The 25,762-nt window shown below is 70.9% G+C and carries 19 protein-coding genes; 11 read left to right on the top strand and 8 right to left on the bottom strand.

Features of this window, described 5'->3' with window-relative positions; translation table 11 throughout:
* Positions 1 to 163: 163 nt before the first annotated feature.
* Both metG and TNCT6_RS14640 read left to right on the top strand, forming a co-directional pair.
* Positions 164 to 1,879 carry a methionine--tRNA ligase gene (gene metG, locus TNCT6_RS14635; protein ID WP_141359792.1) on the top strand — a complete coding sequence of 572 codons (1,716 nt, stop codon included), beginning with the start codon at positions 164 to 166 and terminating at the stop codon, positions 1,877 to 1,879.
* A 345-nt stretch (positions 1,880 to 2,224) separates the two neighbouring features.
* Positions 2,225 to 5,329, top strand: a complete 3,105-nt coding sequence (locus tag TNCT6_RS14640; RefSeq protein ID WP_141359793.1) for a VCBS repeat-containing protein — start codon at positions 2,225 to 2,227, stop codon at positions 5,327 to 5,329.
* A gap of 72 nt (positions 5,330 to 5,401) precedes the next feature.
* On the opposite strand, the gene aspS is transcribed toward TNCT6_RS14640, so the two are convergent.
* Positions 5,402 to 7,165 carry an aspartate--tRNA ligase gene (gene aspS, locus TNCT6_RS14645; protein ID WP_141359794.1) on the bottom strand — a complete coding sequence of 588 codons (1,764 nt, stop codon included), beginning with the start codon at positions 7,163 to 7,165 and terminating at the stop codon, positions 5,402 to 5,404.
* A gap of 194 nt (positions 7,166 to 7,359) precedes the next feature.
* On the opposite strand from aspS, the gene TNCT6_RS14650 reads away from it, so the two are divergent.
* Positions 7,360 to 9,522, top strand: coding sequence for a SpoIIE family protein phosphatase (locus tag TNCT6_RS14650; protein ID WP_141359795.1), 2,163 nt, complete (start codon positions 7,360 to 7,362; stop codon positions 9,520 to 9,522).
* A gap of 20 nt (positions 9,523 to 9,542) precedes the next feature.
* Here TNCT6_RS14650 and TNCT6_RS14655 read toward each other — a convergent pair whose 3' ends face one another.
* The 3 genes from TNCT6_RS14655 to TNCT6_RS14665 form a co-directional block, all read right to left on the bottom strand.
* Complete coding sequence (locus tag TNCT6_RS14655; RefSeq protein ID WP_172632906.1) at positions 9,543 to 10,589, bottom strand: AI-2E family transporter; 1,047 nt, start codon at positions 10,587 to 10,589, stop codon at positions 9,543 to 9,545.
* Between the two features lie 183 nt (positions 10,590 to 10,772).
* Positions 10,773 to 11,744, bottom strand: a complete 972-nt coding sequence (locus TNCT6_RS14660; RefSeq protein ID WP_141359796.1) for a pirin family protein — start codon at positions 11,742 to 11,744, stop codon at positions 10,773 to 10,775.
* A gap of 172 nt (positions 11,745 to 11,916) precedes the next feature.
* Positions 11,917 to 12,399 carry an SseB family protein gene (locus TNCT6_RS14665; protein ID WP_141366432.1) on the bottom strand — a complete coding sequence of 161 codons (483 nt, stop codon included), beginning with the start codon at positions 12,397 to 12,399 and terminating at the stop codon, positions 11,917 to 11,919.
* A 160-nt stretch (positions 12,400 to 12,559) separates the two neighbouring features.
* On the opposite strand from TNCT6_RS14665, the gene TNCT6_RS14670 reads away from it, so the two are divergent.
* The 5 genes from TNCT6_RS14670 (at position 12,560) to TNCT6_RS39870 (ending at position 17,839) form a co-directional block, all read left to right on the top strand.
* Entirely contained in the window at positions 12,560 to 14,386 is a 1,827-nt protein-coding gene (locus TNCT6_RS14670; protein WP_141359797.1) for an acyl-CoA dehydrogenase, read from the top strand.
* Between the two features lie 144 nt (positions 14,387 to 14,530).
* On the top strand, positions 14,531 to 15,829 hold the full coding sequence (locus TNCT6_RS14675) for a M18 family aminopeptidase (protein WP_141359798.1): 1,299 nt from the start codon (positions 14,531 to 14,533) through the stop codon (positions 15,827 to 15,829).
* Between the two features lie 180 nt (positions 15,830 to 16,009).
* Entirely contained in the window at positions 16,010 to 16,258 is a 249-nt protein-coding gene (locus TNCT6_RS14680) for a DUF6458 family protein (protein WP_141359799.1), read from the top strand.
* Between the two features lie 313 nt (positions 16,259 to 16,571).
* Positions 16,572 to 17,606 (top strand): glycosyltransferase family 2 protein, encoded by a 1,035-nt coding sequence (locus TNCT6_RS14685; protein ID WP_141366434.1) that lies wholly within the window; start codon positions 16,572 to 16,574, stop codon positions 17,604 to 17,606.
* Positions 17,607 to 17,674: 68 nt separating this feature from the next.
* Complete coding sequence (locus TNCT6_RS39870) at positions 17,675 to 17,839, top strand: hypothetical protein (RefSeq protein ID WP_172632907.1); 165 nt, start codon at positions 17,675 to 17,677, stop codon at positions 17,837 to 17,839.
* A 77-nt stretch (positions 17,840 to 17,916) separates the two neighbouring features.
* Here the strand turns inward: TNCT6_RS39870 and TNCT6_RS14690 are convergent, their stop codons facing one another.
* Positions 17,917 to 19,746 carry an NHL domain-containing thioredoxin family protein gene (locus tag TNCT6_RS14690; protein WP_141359800.1) on the bottom strand — a complete coding sequence of 610 codons (1,830 nt, stop codon included), beginning with the start codon at positions 19,744 to 19,746 and terminating at the stop codon, positions 17,917 to 17,919.
* Between the two features lie 110 nt (positions 19,747 to 19,856).
* On the opposite strand from TNCT6_RS14690, the gene TNCT6_RS14695 reads away from it, so the two are divergent.
* The gene (locus TNCT6_RS14695; protein ID WP_141359801.1) at positions 19,857 to 20,351 is read left to right on the top strand and encodes an LURP-one-related/scramblase family protein; all 495 of its coding nucleotides are present in this window, start codon (positions 19,857 to 19,859) and stop codon (positions 20,349 to 20,351) included.
* Between the two features lie 207 nt (positions 20,352 to 20,558).
* Here TNCT6_RS14695 and TNCT6_RS14700 read toward each other — a convergent pair whose 3' ends face one another.
* Complete coding sequence (locus TNCT6_RS14700) at positions 20,559 to 21,383, bottom strand: carbon-nitrogen family hydrolase (RefSeq protein WP_141359802.1); 825 nt, start codon at positions 21,381 to 21,383, stop codon at positions 20,559 to 20,561.
* A 181-nt stretch (positions 21,384 to 21,564) separates the two neighbouring features.
* Between TNCT6_RS14700 and TNCT6_RS14705 the strand changes: the two genes are divergently transcribed.
* Positions 21,565 to 22,389, top strand: a complete 825-nt coding sequence (locus tag TNCT6_RS14705; RefSeq protein ID WP_141359803.1) for a maleylpyruvate isomerase family mycothiol-dependent enzyme — start codon at positions 21,565 to 21,567, stop codon at positions 22,387 to 22,389.
* Positions 22,390 to 22,524: 135 nt separating this feature from the next.
* Here the strand turns inward: TNCT6_RS14705 and TNCT6_RS14710 are convergent, their stop codons facing one another.
* Positions 22,525 to 23,832, bottom strand: coding sequence for a nitrate/nitrite transporter (locus TNCT6_RS14710; protein WP_141359804.1), 1,308 nt, complete (start codon positions 23,830 to 23,832; stop codon positions 22,525 to 22,527).
* Complete coding sequence (locus tag TNCT6_RS14715) at positions 23,829 to 24,479, bottom strand: GntR family transcriptional regulator (protein ID WP_141359805.1); 651 nt, start codon at positions 24,477 to 24,479, stop codon at positions 23,829 to 23,831. The genes TNCT6_RS14710 and TNCT6_RS14715 overlap by 4 nt, the downstream gene beginning before the upstream one ends.
* A 197-nt stretch (positions 24,480 to 24,676) precedes the next feature.
* Here TNCT6_RS14715 and TNCT6_RS14720 point away from each other — a divergent pair, with 197 nt between their 5' ends.
* Positions 24,677 to 25,579 (top strand): D-alanyl-D-alanine carboxypeptidase family protein, encoded by a 903-nt coding sequence (locus tag TNCT6_RS14720; RefSeq protein ID WP_141359806.1) that lies wholly within the window; start codon positions 24,677 to 24,679, stop codon positions 25,577 to 25,579.
* Positions 25,580 to 25,762 lie beyond the last annotated feature (183 nt).

Below are 25,762 nucleotides of genomic sequence, written 5' to 3' on the forward strand. Positions count from 1 at the left end.
CCGGGCCACACGCCCGTAACCCACCGGACCAGGGCCGCCCCTTCCCACACCTCAAAACGGGAAGCGGGCGGCCCACCCGTGTCGGCTACGATTTCAAGGTTCCGTAGACGACCCGCACCCGACGAGATCGTCACTCCACGTAGCGACTTGGGAGCAGCCCGCGATGGCTCGACACCTCATCACCAGCGCCCTTCCGTACATCAACGGGATCAAGCACCTGGGCAACATGGTGGGGTCCATGCTCCCGGCGGACGTGTACTCCCGCTATCTGCGCCAGCGCGGCCACGACGTCCTGTACATCTGCGCGACGGACGAGCACGGCACCCCGGCGGAGCTCGCGGCCAAGGAGCAGGGCCTCCCGGTCGACGAGTTCTGCGCGCAGGCGCACGACGCGCAGAAGGCGGTCTACGACGGCTTCGCGCTGGCCTTCGACTACTTCGGCCGCAGCTCGTCCCCGCAGAACCGGGAGATCACGCAGGAGATCGCCCGCGAACTCAAGGCGAACGGGTTCATCGAGGAGCGGGCCATCCGCCAGGTGTACTCCAACGCCGACGGCCGCTTCCTGCCCGACCGGTACATCATCGGCACCTGCCCACACTGCGGCTACGACAAGGCGCGCGGCGACCAGTGCGAGAACTGCACGCGGGTCCTGGACCCGACCGACCTGATCGAGCCGCGCTCCGCGATCAGCGGCAGCAGCGACCTGGAGGTCCGCGAGACCAAGCACCTCTTCCTCCTCCAGTCCGTGCTGGCCGGCGAGGTCGAGGCGTGGGTCGACGAGCGCGCCGACGACTGGCCGGTGCTGGCCTCCTCGATCGCCCGCAAGTGGCTCACCGAGGGCCTGCACGACCGTGCGATCACCCGCGACCTGGACTGGGGCGTCCCGGTCCCGGCCGACACCTGGCCGGACCTGGCCGCCGAGGGCAAGGTCTTCTACGTCTGGTTCGACGCCCCGATCGAGTACATCGGCGCCACGAAGGAGTGGGCGGACCAGGACCCGGAGAACCGGGACTGGCGTTCGTGGTGGTGGGAGTCGGACGCGGACGTCCACTACACGCAGTTCATGGGCAAGGACAACGTGCCCTTCCACAGCGTGATGTTCCCGGCGACCCTGCTGGGCACCCGCGCGCCGTGGAAGAAGGTCGACGTCATCAAGGCCTTCAACTGGCTCAACTACTACGGCGGCAAGTTCTCCACGTCGCAGCGGCGCGGTGTCTTCACGCACGACGCGCTGGAGATCCTCCCGGCCGACTACTGGCGCTACTTCATGATGGCGAACGCGCCGGAGTCCGACGACTCGTCCTTCACCTGGGAGCACTTCACGGCCACGGTGAACAAGGACCTGGCGGACACGCTGGGCAACTTCGTCAACCGGGTGCTGTCCTTCTCCCGCAAGCGCTTCGGCGACGCGGTCCCGGAGGGCGGCGAGCCGGGCGAGGCCGAGGCCAGGCTCGGGGAGGAGATCGTCCGTCTCCTCGCCGAGTACGAGGAGCACATGGAGGCCATCCAGTTCCGCAAGGCGGCGGCCTCCCTGCGCGCCCTGTGGTCGGCGGGCAACTCCTATCTGGAGGAGAAGTCCCCCTGGCTGGAGATCAAGACCGACAAGGACGGCGCGGCCCTCACCCTGCGCACCGCGATGAACCTGATCCACCTCTACGCGGTGGTCTCGGAGCCGTTCATCCCGACCTCGTCGGCGGCCATGCGCTCGGCGTTCTCCCTGGACGGCGACACGGCGACCTGGGTGACCCCCGCCGAGGCGGCCTCCCTGTCCACCGTCCCCGCCGGCACCCCGTTCACGGTGCCCCCGGTCCTCTTCGCCAAGCTCACGGACGACGACCTGGAGACGTACAAGGAGCGCTTCGGCGGCGAGCCCTCGTAGGAGCGGGAGAGCACCGAGCACCACAGCGCCCGTGACCGGACGTCCGGCCGCGGGGAGTCACTTCCCCGCGACCGTGGTGTCCTCGATCAGCGTCGTACGCGTCGTCGACGCGTCGTCGTGTTCGTGGAGAAGGTGGGGGGGCTCGCCGTCCGGCTCGCAGGTCCGCGCGTCGATCACCTTGAGCCTGAGAGTGCTCGCGGGAGAAAGCGCCGGGCGCCCCCACTCGTACCCCCCTCCCTCCGCGGCTTCTTCACGTTCCGGCATCGCGAAAAGAGCTGGAAAACTCCTGGTAAAGTCCGCTCACTTGTGCGAGGGCAGGGGACCCTCGCCGGGAGGGATCCTCACGTGGGCAGACACGCCCTGAGGCGGGGTGGACTGGCCGCCACCGTCACCACACTCGCAGTCGCCGTCACGGCCGCGTCCGTCACCGTCCTGACGGGAACCGGTGGCCCCGCTCGAGCCGCGGGTGCGCAGAGCGCGGCCGGGACCACCGAGATCACGCTCACCGACCCGGCCTCGGCCCAGCCGCGCTTCGACCAGCCGTTCGCGGCCGGTCCCGGCGGCTTCCTGCACGGGCAGTCCGGAATCCCCGGACTGCTGTGGACGAGCCACGCCGACGGCACCACCGTCAGTGTGCGGACCCCGGACGGCCTCTTCACGCCGACGGGGCCGTGCAGTACCTTCGGCTCGACCTGCCAGCAGGCCTGGTACGGCTCGGACGGTGACCTCGTCGCCCTGCCCACGAGCACGTCCGCCACGACCGTCACCCTGTGGGATCCGGCCACGCGCAGGACGTCGACCGTGACGTCCGCGTACCCCTACCGGGCGCTGGCCGGGAACACCGTCCTCACCAGCCGTACCCTCATCGACACCGTGGACGGCGAGCGCCGTGAACGCCCCTTCACCCCGGCCGAGGTGACCGTCAACAACGGTTACGTCATGGCCGCCGACGCGGCCGGGGTGCTGGTCAGGTGGGGCACCAGCCTGTACTACATCGACATCGAGTCGGCCGTCGTCACCAAGGCGTTCAGCAACGTCTCCGCCACCGTTCCCGCCGTCCTGAGCAAGGGCCGGATCGGCTATTACGGCGACGGCGGTCTGCACGTCAAGCCGCGCACCGACCCGGGCGGCGACGAGGAGTTCGTCGCGCTGCCCGGTCCCTACCAGTTCGCCAAGCCCGTCCTGACCGGCGACTGGCTGCTGCTGCCTCCGCAGACGGGCGCCGGCACCAGCACCACCGGTCTGACGGCCCTCTCCCTCGTCGACGGCTCGTCCCGCACCCTGCTGGACAAGGCCGGCAAGTCCGCCGTCCACGGGCCCGGCGACACGGCTCTCGTCACCGGCGGCACGAGCGCCGCCGACTGGTGGGTGCAGCGCGTGAGCCTGGCGGCGGACGGCACGCCGAAGCTGACGAAGCTGTACCAGGTGCCCGCCCCGGAGAACGCCAAGACCGGCATCGCCCTCAGCCGCGGCAGCCTGCGGGTCGCCCAGGCCGACCCCGCCGACGCCAACGGCTTCGACACCACCTCCGTACGGACCCTGACGACAGACGGCGGTACGGTCCTCGCCGCGTCCCCGGCCACCGGGAGAACGAAGATCCGCCCGAAGTGCCCCTACCCGGGCACCACGTGTTCGGCGCTGTGGGGCAACACGGTCACCTCGCCTCAGGACGTCTACCTGGAAGGGGCCTCCGACGTCTACGAGGACGGCCCCGTGCCGGGCTCGGACCGGCTGGTCCCGATCGGCTACCACTCCATGGGCTTCAACACCACGGGCGGCAGCATCGTCGACGTCTCCGACGACTACGCGGTCTACGACTCCGGCGGTACCGCCCCGGCCCAGTACGTCGGCCGGTTCGGCTACGGCCAGTTGCTGAAGCGCTCGGTCCAGGCAGCCGCCCTCAACGGCCCCGTCCTGTGGAGCGCCGCCGGCGCCGGCCGGGTCACCTCCTACAGCCTGACGGAGAAGAAGACCCTCACCACGGTCACCGTCCCGGGCATGGGCTGCGTCCCCGGTGAACTCCAGGCGGCGGGCCGCTGGCTGTACTGGTCCTGCGGCACTGCCTCGGCTGGCGTGTACGACACCAAGGCCGGCACCTCCCGAGCCGTCACCCCGGGTGACGTACTGCTCGGCGACGGCTTCACGGTCCGTCACGACCACGCGGCCGGCACCCTCGTCCTGACCGACGCGGCCACCGGCGCCACCCGCGTACTGGCTTCCGAGGTGCCGGACACCGGCCTGGCCGCCGACCGCCGCTACCGCTGGACCGTGGACGAGTACACGGGCCTGGTCGCCTGGTTCGACCTCCACGAGCGCACCCACGTCGCCACGACCGGCTTCGCCCCGTCGGCCCCGGCCGCGTTCCTGACGGACGCCGCCACTCAGGCGAACCTGAAGACCTCGACCCCCTGGACCGGCACCTGGCTGCTGTCCCGTCCCGTCACCTCGTGGTCGCTGACGTTCACGTCGGTGGAGAGCGGCGAGACCGGCAAGGCCACCCGCACCCTCACCGGCGGCGCGGCCACCGCGCGGGTGACGGCCCCTTGGGACGGCAGGACGGCGGGCGGTGTCCCCTTCCCCAACGGGCAGTTCAAGTGGAGCCTGAAGGCGACCGGCCTCGGCACCTCCACGGCCGTGGCCATCGGCGGCGGCAGCGGCACTCTGACCGCGGGCTCGCCCGTACGCCACGACTACGGCGGTCCCGACGGCATCGGCGACCTGCTCACCATGAACTCCACGGGCTCCCTGACCATCCACCTGGGCACGGCCAAGGGCACCCTCTCGACCAAGGTGGCCGGTACCGGCTGGCCGAAGGGGACCACGGTCGTGCCCTTCGGCGACCTGAGCGGCGACCGCTGCAACGACGTCGTCGTACGGCCGGGCAACGGCTCGCTGCGGCTCTACAAGCCGAAGTGCGGCGCCGCGCTGAAGGCGTCGACGCCGTACACCACGCTCGGTACGAGCGGCTGGAATCAGTACGACGTCATGGTCTCGACCGGTGACATCACCGGGGACGGACGCCCGGACCTGGTCGTCCGCAAGGCGTCCACCGGGGACATGTACCTCTACAAGGGCACCGGCGCGGGCAAGCTCTCCGCCCGCGTCAAGATCGCGAGCAACTGGAAGACGTACAAGAGGATCGTCGCCGTCGGCGACATCACCGGTGACGGCATCGGCGACCTGATCGCCCAGGACAAGTCCAACAACCTCTACCGCTACAACGGCACACGCACCGGCGCCTTCAAGGCCCGCGTCAAGATCGCCACCAAGTGGGGAGCCTCGTACAACGCCTGCGTCGGCGCCGGCGACCTCAACCGCGACGGCATCGGCGACCTGATCTGCCGGGACACCTCCGGCAAGCTGTTCCGCCACTACGGCAACGCAAAGGGCGGCTTCGGCGCACGGACGCAGATCGGCACCGGCTGGGGCGGGTACAAGGCCCTGTACTGACCCCGTCCGAACAGTAAAGGCGGCTCGGAACCGGACACCGGTTCCGAGCCGCCTTCATGCTGCGGCCGCGGCCTACTTCGGCTGCGGCTTGCGTACCGACAGGTGCAGTTCCCTCAGGCGGGACTCGTCCAGTTCGGTCGGGGCGCCCATCATCAGGTCCTGGGCGTTGCCGTTGAGCGGGAAGGCGATGGTCTCGCGGATGTTGGGCTCGTCCGCGAGCAGCATGACGATGCGGTCGACGCCCGGCGCGATGCCGCCGTGCGGCGGGGCGCCGAAGCGGAACGCGCGGAGCATGCCGGCGAACTTCTCCTCGACGGTCTCGCGGTCGTAGCCCGCGATCTCGAAGGCCTTGAGCATGATGTCCGGCTCGTGGTTCCGGATGGCGCCGGAGGACAGCTCGACACCGTTGCAGACGATGTCGTACTGCCAGCCCAGGATGTCCAGCGGGTCCTGGGTCTCCAGGGCCTCCAGGCCGCCCTGCGGCATCGAGAACGGGTTGTGGGAGAAGTCGATCCCGCCCGTCTCCTCGTCCCGCTCGTACATCGGGAAGTCGACGATCCAGCAGAAGCGGAAGACGTTCTCCTCGAACTGGCCGGCGCGCTTGGCGGCCTCCACCCGCACCGCGCCCATGATCTTCGAGACCTCGTCGAAGTCGCCCGCGCCGAAGAACACCGCGTGACCGGGGGCGAGCGACAGCCGCTTGGTCAGCTCCGCGACGTTCTCCTCGGTCAGGAACTTCGCGATCGGGCCGCTCAGCGCGCCGTCCTCGCCGACCCGCACCCACGCCAGGCCCTTCGCGCCCTGCTCGACCGCGTACTCGCCGAGCTGGTCGAAGAACTTGCGGGGCTGCCCGGCGGTGTCCGGCACCGGCAGCGCGCGGACGTGCTTGCCCGCGAACGCCTTGAACTCCGAGCCCGCGAAGATGTCGGTGATGTCGACGAGCTCCAGCTTGGCGCGCAGGTCCGGCTTGTCGGAGCCGTACTTCAGCATCGCCTCGCGGAACGGGATCCGCGGGAAGGGGGAGGTGACGTGGCGGCCGTCCCCGAACTCCTCGAAGAGCTCCGTCATGAGCTTCTCGATCGGCTGGAAGACGTCCTCCTGCTCGACGAAGCTCATCTCGACGTCGAGCTGGTAGAACTCGCCCGGCGAGCGGTCCGCGCGGGCGTCCTCGTCACGGAAGCAGGGGGCGATCTGGAAGTAGCGGTCGAAGCCCGAGATCATCAGCAGCTGCTTGAACTGCTGCGGGGCCTGCGGGAGGGCGTAGAACCTGCCCGGGTGGACCCGGGAGGGGACCACGTAGTCGCGGGCGCCCTCGGGGGAGGTGGCGGACAGGATCGGCGTCGCCATCTCGTTGAAGCCCATCGCCGACATCTTCTGGCGGATGGCGGAGATGACCGCCGTGCGCAGCAGGATGTTGCGGTGCATGCGCTCGCGGCGCAGGTCCAGGAAGCGGTACTCCAGGCGCCGCTCCTCGTTGACCCCGTCCTCGGCGTTGATGGTGAAGGGGAGCGGGGCCGCCGCGCCCAGCACCTCGACCTCGCCGACCTCGATCTCGATCTCGCCGGTGGGCAGCTCGGGGTTGACGTTGTCGGCGCCCCGGGAGACGACCTTGCCGTCGACGCGGACGACGGTCTCCTTGGAGAGCTTGTCGAGGGCCTCGTACGCGGGCGTGCCGGGACGGGCGACGAGCTGCGTGATGCCGTAGTGGTCGCGCAGATCGATGAAGAGGATGCCGCCCAGGTCGCGCCGATTGTGCAGCCAGCCACTCAGCCGGACGTCGGTGCCGACGTCAGAGGCGCGGAGCTCGCCGCAGGTGTGGGACCTGTACCGATGCATCGTCGTTCATCCAGTCTTCGCGGATCGGGGATCACCGGGCGGGCACGGCCCGGACCTACCAAGCGTACCGGGCACCTCAAGATCGGCTCCCCACCATTAAGAGAGGTCCCGGCCGGCAACGGGGCAGCGCCGAAGTCCGCACGGCCGTACACCTTCGGTGGCAGTGTCCGATCGCCTCTTCTTACAGTGGGGCAATGCGCACTGGTGAGCCCCTGCCCGCCGTGGGGGACGTACTCGCCGCCCTCGCGACCGGGATGTGGCACTGGGACACGGCCACCGGCCTGGTCTCGGTCGACGCCGAGGCGGCCCGACTGCTCGGGCTGCCCGCCGAGGAGGCCACGCTCAGGGAAGCCCAGGTGCGCGCCCGTCTCCACCCGGTCGACTGGAACGAGATCACCGGCGTCGTGCAGCTGGCCGTCGCCGAGGGCACCCTCGCCGAGGTGCGCATCCGCATCATGGACGAGCGCAACCGGTTCGTCCGGGTCGTGCGCAGCCGCTCCAAGCCGACCTTCGACGCCCGCAAGAAGGCGTACAAGCTGATCGGCACCCTTCAGGAGGTCGCCGAGCCGACGCCCGGTTCCCCCGCCGGGCGAAGAGCGGTCACCGGGGACTGGCGGCGCTCGCGGGAGGCCTTCCTGCTCGACGCCGGCCGGGCGCTGGCCGAGGCCCGCTCCACGGCGAAGGTGCTGCGGGTGGCGGCCGGCCTGTCGATGCCGGGGTTCTCGCCGGACGGGCTGGCGGTCTTCGGCATGCAGGGCGACCGGCTGACGATCATCGGCCACCACGGGCAGCGGCCCGGCGACGAGGGCCCCTTCGTGCACATGGCGCTGGAGACGGACTACCCGGCCGCCGAGGTGGTCCGCACCGGGCGGGCCGTCTACCTCTCCTCCCCGGGGCGGTACAAGTCCCGCTACCCGCTCACCTGGCCGCTCGCCGAGCGCTTCCACCGCCACTCCTGGGCGTTCCTGCCGCTGACCGTCGCAGGCCGCACGATGGGCGCCTGGATGGCCGCCTTCACCCACCCGGTGGCCTTCACCCCGGACGAGCGCTCGGTGCTGACCACGGTGGCCCGCATGCTCGCCCAGGCCCTGTCCCGGGCCGGGACCGCGGAGACCGAGCGGGAGCTGAGCGAGGGCCTGCAGCGCGCGATGATGCCGACGGTGGGCCCCGGGGTCCCCGGCATGGACGTGGCCGCCCGCTACGTCCCCACCGGCGGCGGCCTCCAGATCGGCGGCGACTGGTACGACATGATCCCGCTGCCCGGCGCCACCTCGCGGTCCCGCACGTCCGCCGGGCCGGGACGCTTCGCCCTGGTCATGGGGGACGTCCAGGGCCACGACGTGCGTGCCGCGGGGCTCATGGGCCAGCTGCGCATCGCCCTGCGCGCCTACGCCTCGGAGGGGCACTGCCCGGACGCGGTGCTCTCCCGCGCCTCCCGTTTCCTGCACGGCGTCCTCGCCGCCGGCGCCGACGGCGAGGACGCCGAGGACACTGACGGGGTCGCCGACCTGCGCTTCGCGACCTGCCTGTACGCGGAGGTCGACCCGCGCACCGGGGTCCTGGAGGTGGCCCGCGCGGGCCACCCGGACCCCGTGATACGGATGGCGGACGGCACGGTGCTGCAACGCCCGACGGCGGGCGGGCTGCCGCTCGGCATCGACCCGGACTCCGACTACCCGATCACCCGGTTCACCCTGGAGCCGGGCGAGACGATGATGATCTGCACGGACGGCCTGATCGAGACCGGCGGCCACGACCTGGACACCGGCTGGCAGCGGATCCGTACGATCCTGGAACGGCACGGCGGCGACGCCGAGGAGCTCGCCGACGCGCTGGTGCAGGCCGTGCACGGACCCTCCTCGCACCACACCACCGGGCCCCTGGCCGACCGGCGCGAGGACGACATCGCCGTGCTGCTGCTGAGCCGGCGCCGCGACGGCCGGGCGGTCCGCCCCAGGCTGCGGCACACCCTGATGACGGTCGCCCAGGCCGAGCCCGAGCGGGTCTCCGTGGCCCGCCGGCAACTGCGGGAGCTGCTGCACGACTGGTCGAGCGAGGAGCACGTGGACACGGCGGTGCTGCTGCTGTCGGAGACCCTCGCCAACGTCCTGCTGCACACCGACGTCGACGCGCTGGTGCTGGCCGAGGTCAGTGGTGAGAGGGGCGAGCGGCGTCTGCGGGTGCAGGTCACCGACGCCGGCGACGATCTGCCGCACAAACGCAGGCCCGGCGAACTCGCCTCCTCCGGGCGCGGGCTGGTGCTGATCGAACTGCTCGCGGACGCGTGGGGCGTCCTGCCGCGGGGCCAGGGCAAGAGCATCTGGTTCGAGCTGTACGAGGCCTCGGTGGCCAGGTGAGCCGTTCCCCGGCATGAGCCCTACGGCGAAGCCGCGTACCGTTCCCGCAGCTCGTGGGCGGTCCCGAAGGCCGCCGCGGTCAGCGGCACCGCCAGCAGCATCCCCACGATCCCGGCGACCGACGCGCCCCCGGTGATCGCCAGCAGCACCACGGCCGGGTGCATCTGCACGGTCCGGCTCTGGATCAGCGGCTGGAGCACGTGCCCCTCCAGCACCTGTACCGCCAGCACCACCCCGAGCGCCCACAGCGCGATGACGAACCCGCGGTCGGCGAGCGCGACCAGCACGGAGACCGCACCGGAGAGGAAGGCGCCCAGGTAGGGGATGTAGGCGCCGACGAAGACCAGCGCGCCGAGCCCGACCGCGCCGGGCACCTTCAGCACGAGCAGGCCGACGGTGATGCAGACGGCGTCGATCAGCGCGATGAGCGTCGTGCCGCGCATGAAGCCCTCCACGGCCGCGAAGGCCCGCCGGGCCATGGCCTCCGCGGTGTCGCCGGTCCCGCGCGGGGCGAGCGTGCGCAGGGTGGCGGCGGCCTTGTGCGAGTCGCGCAGGAAGAAGAACACGAGCAGCAGGGCCAGTACGGCCATGGCGAGCGACTCGCCGACCACGCTGACCCCGCTGATGACGTTGGAGGCGGCCGTTCCGCCGAACTTCTCCAGGAGTCGCCTGCCGTTGGAGGCGAGGTCGTCCAGCGAGGTCCCGGCCGCCCCGAAGTGGGTGGTGAGCGACTGCGCGGCCTTCTTGAGCGAGGTGAGGATCTGGTCCCCGCTGTCGATCAGCGCGGCCACCACGATGTACACCGCACCGCCGACGACCACGACGACCGCCACACAGGTGATCCCGGCGGCGAGCGACCGGTTCACCCCGGCTCCCGCGAGCCGCCGGAACAACGGCCGCAGCAGTGCCGTCCCCAACAGCGCCAGCAGCACCGGGATCACCGCGGTCCGGAACACCACGCACAACCGCGCCCCGATCCACACCACCCCGGACACCAGCAGAACGGCGGCGCACCAGGCGGCGAGACGCCGGACGGGCTCGGGCAGCAGAGGAGCGGGGGCCTGCACACCTCCAGACGATCACACGCCGGACGTGCTGTCCCGCGCGCACGGCCCACCCGGGTGACACGGCATCAGCCACCGGCGCTCCGGCCGGTGGCGCGGTCCGCGTCCCGCACGGGGCCCGGCAGGAACGCGAAAGGGCCCCGTCCACCATCGGACGGGGCCCTCGCGCCCAGCGGCCGGGAGGACCTACAGCCCTTCCTCGGTCATCCCGTGGATCGCCGGGACGGTGCCGAGGCGGCCCTTCTTGAAGTCCTCGAAGGCCTGCATGAGCTCGTCCCGGGTGTTCATGACGAAGGGGCCGTAGTGCGCCATCGGCTCGCGGATCGGCTGCCCGCCGAGGAGGACGACCTCCAGGTCGGGGGTGTGCGCGTCCTGCTTCTCGTCCGCGCGGACGGTCAGCGAGGAACCGGCGCCGAAGACCGCGGTCTGGCCGAGGTGGATCGGCCGGCGCTCGGCGCCCACGGTGCCGCGTCCCGCCATCACGTACGCCAGGCCGTTGAAGTCCTCCCGCCAGGGCAGGGTGACCTCCGCGCCGGGCGCCACCGTCGCGTGGACCATCGTGATCGGCGTGTGCGTGATGCCGGGGCCGGCGTGGCCGTCCAGCTCACCGGCGATGACCCGCAGCAGCGCGCCGCCGTCGGGGGAGGTGAGCAGCTGGACGCTGCCGCCGCGGATGTCCTGGTAGCGCGGCGCCATCATCTTGTCCTTGGCCGGCAGGTTCACCCACAGCTGGAGGCCGTGGAAGAGGCCGCCGGACACGACCAGCGACTCCGGCGGGGCCTCGATGTGCAGCAGTCCGCTGCCCGCCGTCATCCACTGGGTGTCGCCGTTGGTGATGGTGCCGCCACCGCCGTTGGAGTCCTGGTGGTCGAAGACTCCGTCGATGATGTACGTAACGGTCTCGAAGCCGCGGTGCGGGTGCCAGGGGGTGCCCTTGGGCTCGCCCGGCGCGTACTCCACCTCACCCATCTGGTCCATCATGATGAACGGGTCGAGATGGCGGTAGTTGATCCCCGCGAACGCCCGGCGCACCGGGAAGCCCTCACCCTCGAATCCGCTGGGCGCGGTCGTGACGGTGAGCACGGGACGAGCCACGGCATCGGCGGGCGCGGCCACACGGGGCAGCGTCAGCGGGTTCTCGACGGTCACTGCAGGCATGTCGGTTCCTCCTTGTGCGACCACTTTAGTTGAGCGTTGAACTTTCTGCCACCCCCAACAGAGGAAGCCCGGAGGGAATTCCCTCCGGGCTCCGAGCGGCGGCGTCCACGGCCGGTCCTAGTGCCGTGACCGGAAAGGTTCACCGGCCCGGCAAACCTTTCCGGCCACAGCACTAGCCGTACATCCGGCGCATCGCGAAGTCGACCATCTGCTCGACCGCCTTGGCGTCGAACACCATCCGGTGCTCGCCCTCCATGTCGAGCACGAAGCCGTAGCCGGTCGGCAGCAGGTCGATCACCTCGGCACCGGTGATCACGAAGTACTTGGACTCCTTGCCCGCGTACCGGCGCAGCTCCTTGAGCGAGGTGAACATCGGGATCACCGGCTGCTGGGTGTTGTGCAGCGCCAGGAACCCGGGGTTGTCGCCGCGCGGGCAGTACACCTTGGAGGTCGCGAACACCTGCTGGAAGTCCTCGGCGGCCAGCTGCCCCGTGGTGAAGGCGCGCACCGCGTCCGCGAGCGAGGGCGGCGAGGGCTCGGGATAGGCGGGAGCCTGCTGGCCGTACCCGCCGACACCGCCGGGCATCTGCTGCTGCGGAGGGACGTACCCCTGCTGTGCCGCCCCGCTGTCCATCGGCTGGCCGTATCCGTACATGGCCCACAGCGTACTGACCCGCACGAGGGCTCGGTCACACATGGCGGGATCGGGGTTGCTTCTTATTACCGGCGGGTAGCATCATCGGAGCTACTAGTTGGTACGTGAACCAGATGCGAGGAGACAGTGCCTCGCCGAGCCCTCGACGGGAGCCGTGGCCATGGGGCACTACAAGTCGAACCTCCGCGACATCGAATTCAACCTCTTCGAAGTGCTCGGACGCGACAAGCTGTACGGCACCGGTCCGTTCGAGGAGATGGACGCCGACACCGCCAGGAGCGTCCTGGAGGAGCTGACCCGCCTGGCGGAGAACGAGCTGGCGGAGTCCTTCGCGGACGCCGACCGCAACCCGCCGGTGTTCGACCCCGAGACGAACACCGCGCCGGTGCCGGAGACCTTCAAGAAGAGCTACAAGGCCTTCATGGACTCCGAGTACTGGCGCCTGGGCCTGCCCGAGGAGATCGGCGGCACCACCGCGCCCCCGTCCCTGATCTGGGCCTACGCCGAGCTGATCCTCGGCGCCAACCCGGCGATCTGGATGTACTCCTCCGGCCCGGCGTTCGCCCGCATCCTCTTCGAGGAGGGCACCGAGGAGCAGCGGAAGATCGCCTCGGTCGCGGTCGAGAGGACCTGGGGCTCCACCATGGTGCTCACCGAGCCCGACGCGGGCTCGGACGTCGGCGCCGGCCGCACCAGGGCGGTCCAGCAGGAGGACGGCTCCTGGCACATCGAGGGCGTGAAGCGCTTCATCACCTCCGGTGAGCACGACATGGAGGAGAACATCCTCCACTACGTCCTCGCCCGCCCCGAGGGCGCCGGCCCCGGCACCAAGGGCCTGTCCCTCTTCCTCGTGCCGAAGTACCTGTTCGACTGGGAAACCGGCGAGCTGGGCGAGCGCAACGGCGTCTACGCCACCAACGTCGAGCACAAGATGGGCCTGAAGGCCTCCAACACCTGCGAGATGACCTTCGGCGACCGCCACCCCGCCAAGGGCTGGCTGATCGGCGACAAGCACGACGGCATCCGCCAGATGTTCCGCATCATCGAGTTCGCCCGCATGATGGTCGGCACGAAGGCGATCTCCACGCTGTCCACCGGCTACCTGAACGCGCTGGAGTACGCCAAGGAGCGCGTCCAGGGTCCCGACCTGGCGAACTTCATGGACAAGTCCGCGCCCAAGGTCACCATCACGCACCACCCCGACGTGCGCCGCTCGCTGATGACGCAGAAGGCGTACGCCGAGGGCATGCGCGCCCTCGTCCTGCACACCGCCGCGGTCCAGGACGCGATCGCGGTCAAGGAGGCCAACGGCGAGGACGCCTCGGCCGACCACGCGCTCAACGACCTGCTCCTGCCCATCGTCAAGGGCTACGGCTCGGAGAAGGGGTACGAGCAGCTCGCCCAGTCGCTGCAGACCTTCGGCGGCTCCGGCTTCCTGCAGGAGTACCCGGTCGAGCAGTACATCCGGGACGCCAAGATCGACACCCTGTACGAGGGCACCACGGCCATCCAGGGCCAGGACTTCTTCTTCCGGAAGATCGTCCGCAACCAGGGCGCCGCGCTGAACTCGATCGCCGAGGACATCAAGGAGTTCCTGGCCCTCGGCACCGGCGGTGAGGACCTGGCCGGCGCCCGCGAGCACCTCGCCAGGGCCGCCGCCGAACTGGAGGCCCTCGTCGGCCTGATGCTGACCGACCTCGCCGCCACCGAGAAGGACGTCAAGAACATCTACAAGGTGGGCCTGAACACCACCCGTCTGCTGCTCGCCTCCGGTGACGTGATCGTCGGCCACCTGCTGCTCAAGGGCGCCGCGATCGCCGCCGAGAAGCTGGAGACGGCCTCCTCGAAGGACCGGGCGTTCTACCAGGGCAAGATCGCGGCGGCGAAGTTCTTCGCGGCCAACGTCCTGCCGGGCGTCACCCTGGCCCGCAAGGTCGCCCAGAACGTGGACCTGGACCTGATGGAGCTGGACGAGGCCGCCTTCTAGGCCGGTCCCCACCCCACCTCCGTCCGTCTCCACCCCCCACCTGTGCTGTACCCACCCCCCACCTGCGCTGTACCCACCCCCCACCCACGAGGGTCCGCTCCCGGCACCGGGAGTGGACCCTCGTGACGTCGTTAAGGTGAACCCATGAGTACAAGCCAGCGCTTCGACCGCGGCCACACCGACGACCTGATGTCCTTCCTGGCGGCGAGCCCGTCGCCGTACCACGCCGTGGCGAACACGGCCGAGCGGCTGGAGAAGGCCGGCTTCCGCCAGGTCTGCGAGACGGACGCATGGGACGGCACGGCGGGCGGAAAGTACGTGCTGCGCGGCGGGGCGATCGTGGCCTGGTACGTCCCCGAGAGTGCCGCGCCGCACACCCCCTTCCGCATCGTCGGCGCGCACACCGACTCCCCCAACCTGCGGGTCAAGCCGCTGCCCGACACCGGGGCGCACGGCTGGCGCCAGGTCGCCGTGGAGATCTACGGCGGCCCGCTGATGAACTCCTGGCTCGACCGCGACCTGGGCCTGGCCGGCCGGCTCACGCTGCGCGACGGCTCCACCCGCCTGGTCAACGTCGACCGCCCGCTGCTGCGCGTCCCCCAGCTGGCGATCCACCTGGACCGCCAGGTCTCGGCGGAGGGCCTCAAGCTGGACAAGCAGCGGCACCTGCAACCGGTGTGGGGCCTGGGCGACGACGTCCGCGACGGCGACCTGATCGCCTTCCTCGCGGCGGAGGCGGGACTCGACCCGGGCGAGGTGGCCGGCTGGGATCTGATGACGCACTCCGTGGAGCCCCCCGCCTACCTGGGCCGGGACCGGGAGCTGATGGCCGGCCCCCGCATGGACAACCTGCTGTCGGTGCACGCCGCCGCGGCGGCGCTCACGGCCGTCACGGCGGGGACGCCGGAGCTGCCGTACATCCCGGTGCTGGCCGCCTTCGACCACGAGGAGAACGGCTCCCAGTCGGACACCGGCGCGGACGGCCCGCTGCTCGGATCGGTGCTGGAGCGCTCGGTGTTCACGCGCGGTGGATCGTTCGAGGACCGGGCGCGCGCCTTCGCCGGCACGGTCTGTCTGTCCTCCGACACCGGCCACGCCGTCCACCCCAACTACGCCGACCGGCACGACCCGACCCACCACCCGCGTGCGGGCGGCGGTCCGATCCTCAAGGTCAACGTCAACAACCGCTACGCGACGGACGGTTCGGGTCGCGCGGTGTGGGTGGCGGCCTGCGAGAAGGCCGGCGTCCCCTTCCAGTCCTTCGTCTCCAACAACTCGATGCCGTGCGGCACGACCATCGGCCCGATCACCGCGGCCCGGCACGGCATCCGCACCGTCGACATCGGCGTGGCCATCCTGTCGATGCACAGCGCCCGTGAACTGTGCGCCGCCGACGACCCGTTCCTGCTGGCGAACGCGCTGGTGGCGTTCCTGGAGGGCTGAGCGGCACGGCCTCCCCCAAGCTCTCGGCTTCGCTCGAGCAGGGGGACCCCATGGCCCATGAGCGGCCGCCCCCGCATGGTCACCCGGCTTTCGGGTACCCGGAGTTGACCGGAAGGGACCGGAAGGGACCGGAACCGACCGGAACCACCGGACCCGGCACCGGACAGGGAGGCGACACTCATGGGCCTCGGCGGCTGCATCATCCTCATCGCCGTGGGAGCCATTCTCACGTTCGCGACCGACTGGCACATGCAGGGGGTCGACCTGCACGTGGTCGGCGTCATCCTGATGATCGTCGGTCTGATCGGCGTCACGACGTTCAGCAGCATCTACCGGCGCCGCCGCGTCATGGTGCCCCCCACCACGGTCGTCGAAGAGGACCGCCACCACCACGCACGCGACGGCTACGGCGACGGCTACGGCATCTGAGCACGTGCCGAGCCGGTCCCGCGGCCGCGGAACATGACGGACAGTCGCCAACAAGATTGAGCATTCCGTTACGCGCACCTCCTTGTCGTGTTGTGTGAATATCGTGAAGACTTGGCGCCCTTGAGCCCGTAGGGGAGAAACCGGGCACCAAGCAGCCATCACGACGGGGGACTCTGCCGTGCTCGACTTCGCCGCACCCGGCGGCTCCCTGGGCGCTGCGCCGGCAGCGCGGCCCCGACCCACGGGCCGGCACGCCGCCCGCCGCGCGCACGCCGCAGAGGAGGAGCCGGCCGGCAGACCCCGGCTCGCGGTCCTGATCCCCGCCCACAACGAGCAGGACCGCGTCGCCGCCGCGATCGAGGGTCTGTGGCGGCAGAGCCGGCGGCCGGACCTGATCGTGGTCGTCGCCGACAACTGCACCGACGACACCGCCCGGATCGCCGTCGCGCACGGCGCGCAGGTCTTCCACACCCAGGGCAACACGCACAAGAAGGCGGGCGCCCTCAACCAGGCCATCGCCTGGATGCTGCCCCACCTCGACGACCGGGACCTGCTGCTGGTGCAGGACGCCGACACCGTGCTCAACCCGTGGTTCGCCGAGACCGCCCTGGCCACCTTCAACCGCAAGGTCGGCGCCGTCGGCGGGGTCTTCTACGGCGAGGAGGGCGGCGGCCTGCTGGGTCTGCTCCAGCGCATGGAGTTCCACCGCTACGCCTGGGAGCTGGAACGCACCGGGGGCAAGGCCCAGGTGCTCACCGGCACCGGCACCATGTTCCGGGCCCGGGTGCTGCGCGAGGTGCGGGCGGCCCGCCGCGCCGGCGTCATCGGCGGCGGCAACGGCTACTACAGCCTCGCCTCCCTCACCGAGGACGACGAGATGACCAAGGCGGTCAAGACCCTCGGCTACCGCGCCATGTCCCCGGCGGGCTGCGCGGTCACCACCGAGGTCATGCCGACCCTGGGCAAGCTGTGGCACCAGCGGCTGCGCTGGCAGCGCGGCGCCCTGGAGAACCTCCGCGACTACGGCTGGACCCGCGTCACCGCCCGCTACTTCCTCCAGCAGTTCCTCATGGGGTTCGGCGCGCTGTCCTTCCTCGTCTACCTGACCTTCATGATCACGTCCATCACCCTGTACGGCCCGCCGGGCCTGTCACCGGTGTGGACCTCGATCGGCCTGATCTTCGTCGTCGAGAAGGTCGTCTCCGTACGCCGCGCCGGTCCCCTGCCGATGCTGGTGGCGCTGCTGATGATCCCGGAGATGCTCTACGACCTGTTCCAGCACGCCGTCTACTTCTGCTCGCTGTGGGGCCTGCTGCGCCGCAGCGAGGAGAAGTGGGTCGCCACCTGAGCCCCCCCACTCCGCGCCGCACCCGCGGCGCGACCTCTTCACACTCGCACCAGAGCAAGGAGAACGACATGTACGGACGAGTCGTCGGCGCCGGCACCACCGGCGCCGGAGGCGCCACGCTGGCCGCCACTGGCGTGTGGATGAACAGCATGGCCATGATGGTCGCGGCCACCACCCTGGTGGCCGCGGGAGTGGCCCTGTTCAAGCTGGCGCCGCGCCCGCGGCGCCGCTAGTGCTGTGACCGGAAAGGTTCACCGGCTCGCGACGCCCGGCAAACCTTCCCGGCCACAGCGCTAGGGCCTCTCGGCGATCAGCCTGCCGCGGTCTCGTCCATCCCGGCCAGGACGAGCGGCAGCCGGTCCGTCGCGCCCTCGGTGAGGCGGACCGGAACGCCCCAGTCCTGCTGGTGCACATGGCAGGCGGGGTACTCGTTCGCGGGGTCGTCGTCGCACGAGGCCGCCATCGCGGAGACGTGCAGGACACCCTCCGAAACGGCGGGGTTCAGCTCCAGTTCGCGGCACAGGTCGGTGTCCGCGCCCTCGCCCTTCAGCAGCAGCTCGGGCGGGGTCGAGGAGACCAGCAGCCGGGTCGACGGTCCGTACCGGGTGTCGAGCTTCTGGCCCGCCGGGGCCTGGAAGATCACGTCCAGGCGGAGGCGGCCGGGGGCGACCTCCGTGGCGGCGCGCCGGGTCCGGTGGGCGACGGCCTCGACCCGTACCGCCTCCTCCGGCAGCCGCAGCCGGGTCAGCCGGTGCCGGGCCGACTCCACGACCACGATGTCCTCACCGACCAGCACGGCGTCGCTGGGCTCACGCAGATCGGTGGCGAGCGTCGTGACCTCGCCGGTCGCCGGGTCGTAGCGGCGCAGGGCGTGGTTGTAGGTGTCGCTGACGGCGACCGAGCCGTCCGGCAGTGCCGTCACGCCCAGCGGGTGCTGGAGCAGCGCCTGTCCGGCGGCTCCGTCCCGGTGCCCGAAGTCGAACAGCCCGGTGCCGACCGCCGTGTGGACGGCGCCGTCGAGGTCCACCCAGCGCAGGGCGGACGTCTCGGAGTCGGCGAGCCACAGCCGGTCGGGCGTGGCCGCGAGCCCGGAGGGCTGCGCGAACCAGGCCTCCGCGCCGGGCCCGTCGACGAGCCCCTCGTTCGTGGTCCCGGCGGTGACGGCGACGGTAGCCGCGGCCGGGTCGTAGGCCCACAGCTGGTGCACGCCCGCCATGGCGATCCACACCTTGCCGTTCCACCAGGCCACGTCCCAGGGCGAGGACAGCTTCACGTCCTGCGCGGGACCGGACGTGGCCTCGCCCTGCATCCATTGGTGTCCGGTGCCGGCCAGGGTCGTGGTCCCGCCCGTCTCCGGGTCGAAGCGCCGCAGGGCGTGGTTGACCGTGTCGGCGACCACGACGGTGCCGTCCGGCAGGAGTGCGAGCCCCTGCGGCTCCTGGAACCGGGCCCGGTCCGGGCCGCCGTCGGTCATCCCCCGGCCGCCCTGGCCGATCCGCCGCACCACGGTCTCGCCGTCCTCCGCCAGCTCCACCAGCTGGTGCCGGGTGGTGTCGCTGACCAGGAAGTTCCCGGACGGCAGCAGCACTGCCTTGCCCGGGAAGCGCAAGGTGGTGGGCTCCGGCTCCGGCGGCACGTACGGCCCGTCGCCGCGGCGCAGGGTGCCCTTCGCCCCGTGCTCGGCCTCCAGTTCCTCCACCAGCCGCTCGATCGCGTGCGCGTGCCCCTCGCCGGCGTGCTGCGCGACGACGTAGCCCTCCGGGTCGATGACGACCAGCGTCGGCCAGGCCCGAACCGCGTACTGCTTCCAGGTGGCGAGTTCCGGGTCGTCGAGCACCGGATGCTCCACGCCGTACCGCTCCACCGCGTCGACCACCGCCTGGTGCTCCGCCTCGTGCACGAACTTCGGCGAGTGCACCCCGACGACCACGACCGTGTCCCGGTGCTTCTCCTCCAGCTCCCGCAGCTCGTCCAGGACGTGCAGGCAGTTCACACAGCAAAACGTCCAGAAATCCAGCACGACGCACTTGCCTCGCAGGTCGGCGAGCGTGAGGTTCTTGCCACCGGTGTTGAGCCAGCCGCCCTTGCCGATCAGCTCGGGGGCGCGTACGCGGGCTCGTCGGGGTGCCGTGTCGTTCATGGGACCAAGGGTGCCACCCGCCGGCGGCGGCCCGCCCGGCGCGGTGCCGTACTGGTCCCGTCGGACCACCGGCGGCGTCGCCGGGGCAAAGCCGGGGAAGCGGTGAGGACATGAGATTCCTCGTACGCGACCGGATTTTCGGCATCGGTGACGACTACTGGATCGAGGACGAGCACGGCCGCAAGGTCTTCCTCGTCGACGGCAAGGCGATGCGGCTGCGGGACACCTTCGAGCTGAAGGACGCCCACGGCCGGGTCCTGATCAACATCCACCAGAAGATGCTCGCGCTGCGGGACACGATGGTGATCGAGCGGGACGGGGAGGCCCTGGCGAAGATCAGGCGCAAGCGGCTGTCGCTGCTGCGCAACCACTACCGGGTGTCCATGGTGGACGGCACCGAGCTCGACGTCAGCGGCAAGATCCTCGACCGGGAATTCGCCGTCGAGTACGACGGCGAACTGCTCGCGGTGATCTCCCGGCGCTGGCTGAGCGTCGTGGAGACCTACGGCGTCGACGTCGTACGCGAGGACGCCGACCCCGCGCTGGTGATCGCGGTGGCGGTGTGCGTGATCCACCTGGCGGAGAAGGAACGCGAGGAGCGGTAGGCACCGAGGAGGGAGCCGTAGGCGCTAGGGTCTTTCGTTTGGATCAGGCCGGATCAGGGAGCGGGGTCCGGTGCCGTGCAAAGGAAGGAGGGCGGCAGGGCGGAGCCCTGCCGACCGACGACAACGCGGCTGGGGTCCCCCCTGCTCGAAGAGCTTGGGGGAGCGGTGCCAGGGCCCGCGAGCCCGGCGTGATCCAAACGAGAGGCGCTAGGAGCCGTCCTGACGGCGCGGCGGCTCCAGGCCGAGGACCCGGTCCTTCAGGGCCGGGAACTGGTCCCGGGTGGCCGGCACCCTCGCCGGGTCGAAGTCGACCGTGAGGACCTCCTCGCCGGGGCCGGCCTCGGCCAGCACCTCGCCCCAGGGGTCCACCACGATCGAGTGACCCGCCTGCGGAACTCCCGCGTGCGTCCCGGCCGTTCCACAGGCGAGCACGAACGCCTGGTCCTCCACCGCCCGCGCCCGGGCCAGCAGCGTCCAGTGCGCACGCCGGCGCTCGGGCCAACCCGCCGGGACCACCAGGGTCTGCGCCCCGGCGTCGACGAGCCCGCGGAAGAGTTCGGGGAAACGGAGGTCGTAACAGGTCGCGAGGCCCAGGACGGTGTCCGGCAGAGGGACCGTCACCAGTTCCCGCCCCGCGCTCATCAGCACGGCCTCGCCCTTGTCGAAGCCGAAGCGGTGGATCTTGCGGTAGACGGCGGCCAGCTCGCCGGAGGGGGAGAAGACCAGGGAAGTGTTGTAGAGGGAGCCCGCGGCCGAGTCGCCGTCGGACACGGCGCGTTCGGGGATCGAGCCGGCGTGCAGCCACACGCCCGCGTCGCTCGCCGCCTTGGCCATCGCCTCGTAGGTGGGACCCTCCAGCGGTTCGGCCTCGCGTTCGAACTCCTCGAAGGCGAAGGCCCCGGTGGTCCACAGCTCTGGCAGCACCACGAGGTCGGCCCCGGTCTGCTCGCCCACCAGCGCGGCCACCCGCCCACGCCGTGAATCGACCGATTCACCCTCGTTCACGGCAATCTGGATCAGCGAGGCGCGCACACTACCACCGTCCTGGCACTCGAGTCGTCCGGACAGGCCTACGATCGTCACACGAAAGCACTGCCGGGCTGCCTCACAGCAGCGTAACTTAGCGTTCCAAGACACCCGCCGACCGCAGCCACCTCCCACTGGCAATGCCATCACATCCGCCCGTGTACCGACCGCCGAGGGGTCCCGTTCCGTGAGTCTGCATCCCACCCTCCAGCCCTACGCCGATGCCTGGACCCACTCCGTCGAGGCGATATCGGAGCTGATGCAGCCCCTGGTGGAGGCCGATTGGAACCGGCGCACCCCGTGCCCGGGCTGGTCGGTCCGCGACGTCGTCTCGCACATCATCGGCATGGACTGCGAGATGCTGGGCGACCCGCGGCCCATCCACGCGCTCCCGCGCGACCTGTTCCACGTCACCAACGAGCACCAGCGCTACATGGAGATGCAGGTCGACGTCCGCCGCCACCACACGTCGCCGGAGATGACCTCCGAGCTGGAGTACACGATCATCCGCCGCAACCGCCAGCTGCGGAACGAGTCCCGCGACCCCGGCACCAAGATGCGCGGACCGCTCGGCGCGGAGATCACCCTCGAAGAGGCCATGCGCTACCGCGCCTTCGACATCTGGGTGCACGAGCAGGACCTGCGCGCGGCCCTCGGCCGCCCCAGCGACCTCGACTCGCCCGGCGCCCACGTCGCCCGGGACTACCTGCTGGCCGCCCTCCCGGACGTGGTCGCGGTCAAGGCGGACGCCCCGCGCAGCTCGGCGATCGTCTTCGACGTGCACGGCCCGGTGGAGTTCCTGCGCACGATCCGCGTCGACATCCAGGGCCGCGGCACCCTGGAGACGGCCCCGGCCCTCGGCCCGGCGGCGACCCTCGCGCTCGACTGGGAGACCTACGTCCGCCTGGCCTGCGGCCGGGTCACCCCGGAAGCGGTCGCGGACCGTGTGAAGACGGAGGGCGACCTGGACCTGGCGGCGGCGATCCTGCGGAACTTCGTGGTGACGGCCTAGGGTCGTGGCCGCGGACAGACGTGCCTCCCCGGGGGCGAGCCGGAACCCCCCTGCTCCAGGAGCCGGGGGGAGGCGCGTGCCGGCCGCGGCGAGCGCACCGGACCCGGCCCCGTCTCGCGACGGAGCAGGGCACCGTCACGCCGGCACGTGCACCGTCTCCACCCGGCTGGCGACCAGCCGCTCCCGCTCCCGCCGGGCCGCCCGCTTCCGCAGCCGCAGGATCTGGCTCACGCCCAGCGCCTGGAGCACGAACACCGCCGAGAAGGCGATCCGGTAGTCGTCCCCGGTCGCGTCCAGCAGCACGCCGATCGCGAACAACGTCGTCATCGAGGCCACGAAGCCGCCCATGTTGGTGATGCCCGACGCCGTCCCCTGACGCTCCGCCGGATTCGCCGGCCGCGCGAAGTCGAACCCGATCATCGAGGCCGGACCGCACGCGCCGAGCACCAGGCACAGCACGATCAGCAGCCACATCGGCGCCCGCCCGCCCGGATACGCCAGCGTCACCGCCCAGATGCCCGAGGTCGCCGCCACCGTGCCGAGCGCGAGCGGCAGCCGCGCCGCGTGGTGCCGGGCGACGATCTGCCCGTACACGAGCCCGACGGCCATGTTGGACACCACGACGAGCGTGAGCAGTTCACCCGCGTCCGCCCGTGACAGGCCCTGGGCCTCGACCAGGAACGGCAGCCCCCACAGCAGCAGGAACACCATCGCCGGGAACTGCGTGGTGAAGTGCACCCACAGCCCGAGCCGTGTCCCGGGCTCCCGCCAGGACGCGGCGATCTGCCGGCGTACGTACGCGGCGCCCAGGTGAGGCAGCGGCTCCGGTTCGTGGCCCTCCGGGTGGTCCTTGAGGAACAGCACCAGCAGCACCAGCACCACCGCCCCGGCCAGCGCGCTGCCCGCGAAGGCCGCCGTCCAGCCCACGCCGTGCAGCAGCCGGGCCAGCACCAGCGTGGACACCAGGTTGCCGGCCATCCCGGCCAGCCCGGCCAGCTGGGCGACCAGCGGCCCGCGCCGGACGGGGAACCACCGGGTGCCCAGCCGCAGCACGCTGATGAACGTCATGGCGTCCCCGCAGCCGAGCAGCGCACGCGAGGCGAGCGCGGTGCCGTACGACGGGGAGAACGCGAAGCCGAGCTGGCCGGCCGTGAAGAGCACGGCGCCGATCGCCAGCACCTTCTTGGTGCCGAGCCGGTCGACCAGCAGACCGACGGGTATCTGCATACCGGCGTAGACGAGGAGCTGGAGGATCGAGAACGTCGACAGCGCCGAGGCGCCCACGTGGAAGCGGTCGGCGGCGTCGAGACCGGCGACGCCCAGGGAGGTGCGGAAGATGACGGCGACGAAGTAGACGGCGACGCCGATGCTCCAGACGGCGACGGCGCGCCGGCCGCCGGGCGGATCACCGGGCAGGGAGGCCGGCGAGGACGAGGAGCTCACCGGACCTCCCCCCGGGCGAGGTGGGAGAACCAGTTGACGTGCCGGTGCACGACGTCGACGGCCGCCTCCGCGTCCCCCGAGCGCAGCGCGTCCAGGATCTGCTCGTGCTCGGCGAGCGTCTTGGCGAGCCGGTCGGGGTGGGAGTGCATGACGGCGACGCCCATGCGCAGCTGCCGGTCGCGCAACTGGTCGTAGAGCCGGGACAGGATCTCGTTGCCGCCACTGCGGACGATCTCGGCGTGGAAGCAGCGGTCGGTGACGGCGGCCGCCGCGAAGTCACCGGCGGCGGCCTGCTTCTTCTGCTTCTGGAGCAGTTCCTCGAGCCGCTCGATGAGCCCCGGCGACGCGGGGACGGCCTTCCGGGCCGCGTACTCCTCGACCAGCTGCCGGGTCTCGACCACGTCGGCGATCTCCTGCGCGGAGACCGGCAGGACGAGAGCCCCCTTCTTCGGGTAGAGCTTGATGAGCCCCTCGACCTCCAGCCGCAGCAGCGCCTCGCGCACGGGCGTGCGCGAGACCCCGACGGCCTCGGCCAGCTCCCCCTCGGTCAGCAGGGTGCCGCCCTCGTAACTGCGGTCCAGGACCGCTTGCTTGACGTGTGTGTACACACGATCGGCGGCGGGGGGCTGTTTCACGGCCAGGCTCATGCCCACAGCATAGATACAACACGTACCCAAGGCCCGCCCCATCCAGCATGCGGACCATACGGGCCCGATGGCCGAATCCACCCCGTAAACCGTGCAACCATCCACCCCACCCATGAGTCAGACAGGTGCGGCCCCACTTTGTGGGCTCTCAACTCTGCCGCACCGCCGAGGAATACAACATAATCGGGGTACTTCACTTGAAAACCGGCATCCAGGGCATCCGTATCCGCAGAGCCGCCGCAGTCGCCGTGACCACGAGCGCCGTGCTCGCCGCCGGGGCCCTCACCGCGGCACCCGCGCAGGCCGTCACCACGCCGACGATCGTGGCCAAGGGCGGCTACGTGATGGACGACGCGACCGGCAAGTCCCTCTACGGCAAGGCCGCGGACACCAAGCGCTCCACCGGCTCCACCACGAAGATCATGACCGCCAAGGTCGTGCTGGCCCAGCCGAATCTGAACCTCGACGCCAAGGTCACCATCCAGAAGGCGTACAGCGACTACGTCGTCAAGAACAACGCCTCCCAGGCCCACCTGATCGTCGGCGACAAGGTGACCGTCCGTCAGCTGCTGTACGGCCTGATGCTGCCCTCGGGCTGCGACGCCGCGTACGCGCTGGCCGACAAGTACGGTTCGGGCTCGACGCGGGACGCGCGCGTGAAGTCCTTCATCGGCAAGATGAACAGCACCGCCAAGAGCCTCGGCATGACGAACACGCGCTTCGACTCGTTCGACGGCATCGGCAAGGGCAGCAACTACTCGACGCCGCGTGACCTGACGAAGCTGGCGCGCAGCGCGATGAAGAGCTCCACGTTCCGTACGATCGTGAAGACGAAGTCGTACACCGCCAAGACCGTCACCAAGACGGGCAGCACCCGCACGATGGGCAAGTGGACGAACACGAACACCCTGCTCAGCAGCTACAGCGGCGCGATCGGCGTGAAGACGGGCTCCGGTCCCCAGGCCGGGGCCTGCCTCGTCTTCGCCGCCACCAGGAACGGCAGGACCGTCATCGGTACGGTTCTGGCCTCGTCCACGTACGCGCAGCGCGCGACGGACGCGACGAAGCTCCTGAACTACGGGTTCGCCAAGAAGGTCTGACACCCGCCCACCAGGCCGAAGGGCCCGCCGCTGACCTCAGCGGCGGGCCCTCGGTTCAGACGCGTGTGTCCCGGTGGGACCTGGAGGTGGCCTGAGGTGGCCTTCGGCCCGCTCGACGCACTGCGCAGCCACCGGCCGAGCTGACCCTCCCGGCCCGTCACACCCCCTGGACCACCGCATGCG

Origin of the sequence: Streptomyces sp. 6-11-2 (assembly GCF_006540305.1) — a bacterium.
In the GTDB taxonomy this organism is placed as follows: Bacteria; Actinomycetota; Actinomycetes; order Streptomycetales; family Streptomycetaceae; genus Streptomyces.

What these genes read in the sequence shown, in the direction of transcription:
- metG (WP_141359792.1), top strand. Translation starts at nt 164, where the DNA reads ATGGCTCGACACCTCATCACCAGCGCCCTTCCGTACATCAACGGGATC.
- aspS (WP_141359794.1), bottom strand. Translation starts at nt 7,165, where the DNA reads ATGCATCGGTACAGGTCCCACACCTGCGGCGAGCTCCGCGCCTCTGAC.
- TNCT6_RS14650 (WP_141359795.1), top strand. Translation starts at nt 7,360, where the DNA reads ATGCGCACTGGTGAGCCCCTGCCCGCCGTGGGGGACGTACTCGCCGCC.
- TNCT6_RS14660 (WP_141359796.1), bottom strand. Translation starts at nt 11,744, where the DNA reads ATGCCTGCAGTGACCGTCGAGAACCCGCTGACGCTGCCCCGTGTGGCC.
- TNCT6_RS14665 (WP_141366432.1), bottom strand. Translation starts at nt 12,399, where the DNA reads ATGTACGGATACGGCCAGCCGATGGACAGCGGGGCGGCACAGCAGGGG.
- TNCT6_RS14670 (WP_141359797.1), top strand. Translation starts at nt 12,560, where the DNA reads ATGGGGCACTACAAGTCGAACCTCCGCGACATCGAATTCAACCTCTTC.
- TNCT6_RS14675 (WP_141359798.1), top strand. Translation starts at nt 14,531, where the DNA reads ATGAGTACAAGCCAGCGCTTCGACCGCGGCCACACCGACGACCTGATG.
- TNCT6_RS14680 (WP_141359799.1), top strand. Translation starts at nt 16,010, where the DNA reads ATGGGCCTCGGCGGCTGCATCATCCTCATCGCCGTGGGAGCCATTCTC.
- TNCT6_RS39870 (WP_172632907.1), top strand. Translation starts at nt 17,675, where the DNA reads ATGTACGGACGAGTCGTCGGCGCCGGCACCACCGGCGCCGGAGGCGCC.
- TNCT6_RS14690 (WP_141359800.1), bottom strand. Translation starts at nt 19,746, where the DNA reads ATGAACGACACGGCACCCCGACGAGCCCGCGTACGCGCCCCCGAGCTG.
- TNCT6_RS14695 (WP_141359801.1), top strand. Translation starts at nt 19,857, where the DNA reads ATGAGATTCCTCGTACGCGACCGGATTTTCGGCATCGGTGACGACTAC.
- TNCT6_RS14715 (WP_141359805.1), bottom strand. Translation starts at nt 24,479, where the DNA reads ATGAGCCTGGCCGTGAAACAGCCCCCCGCCGCCGATCGTGTGTACACA.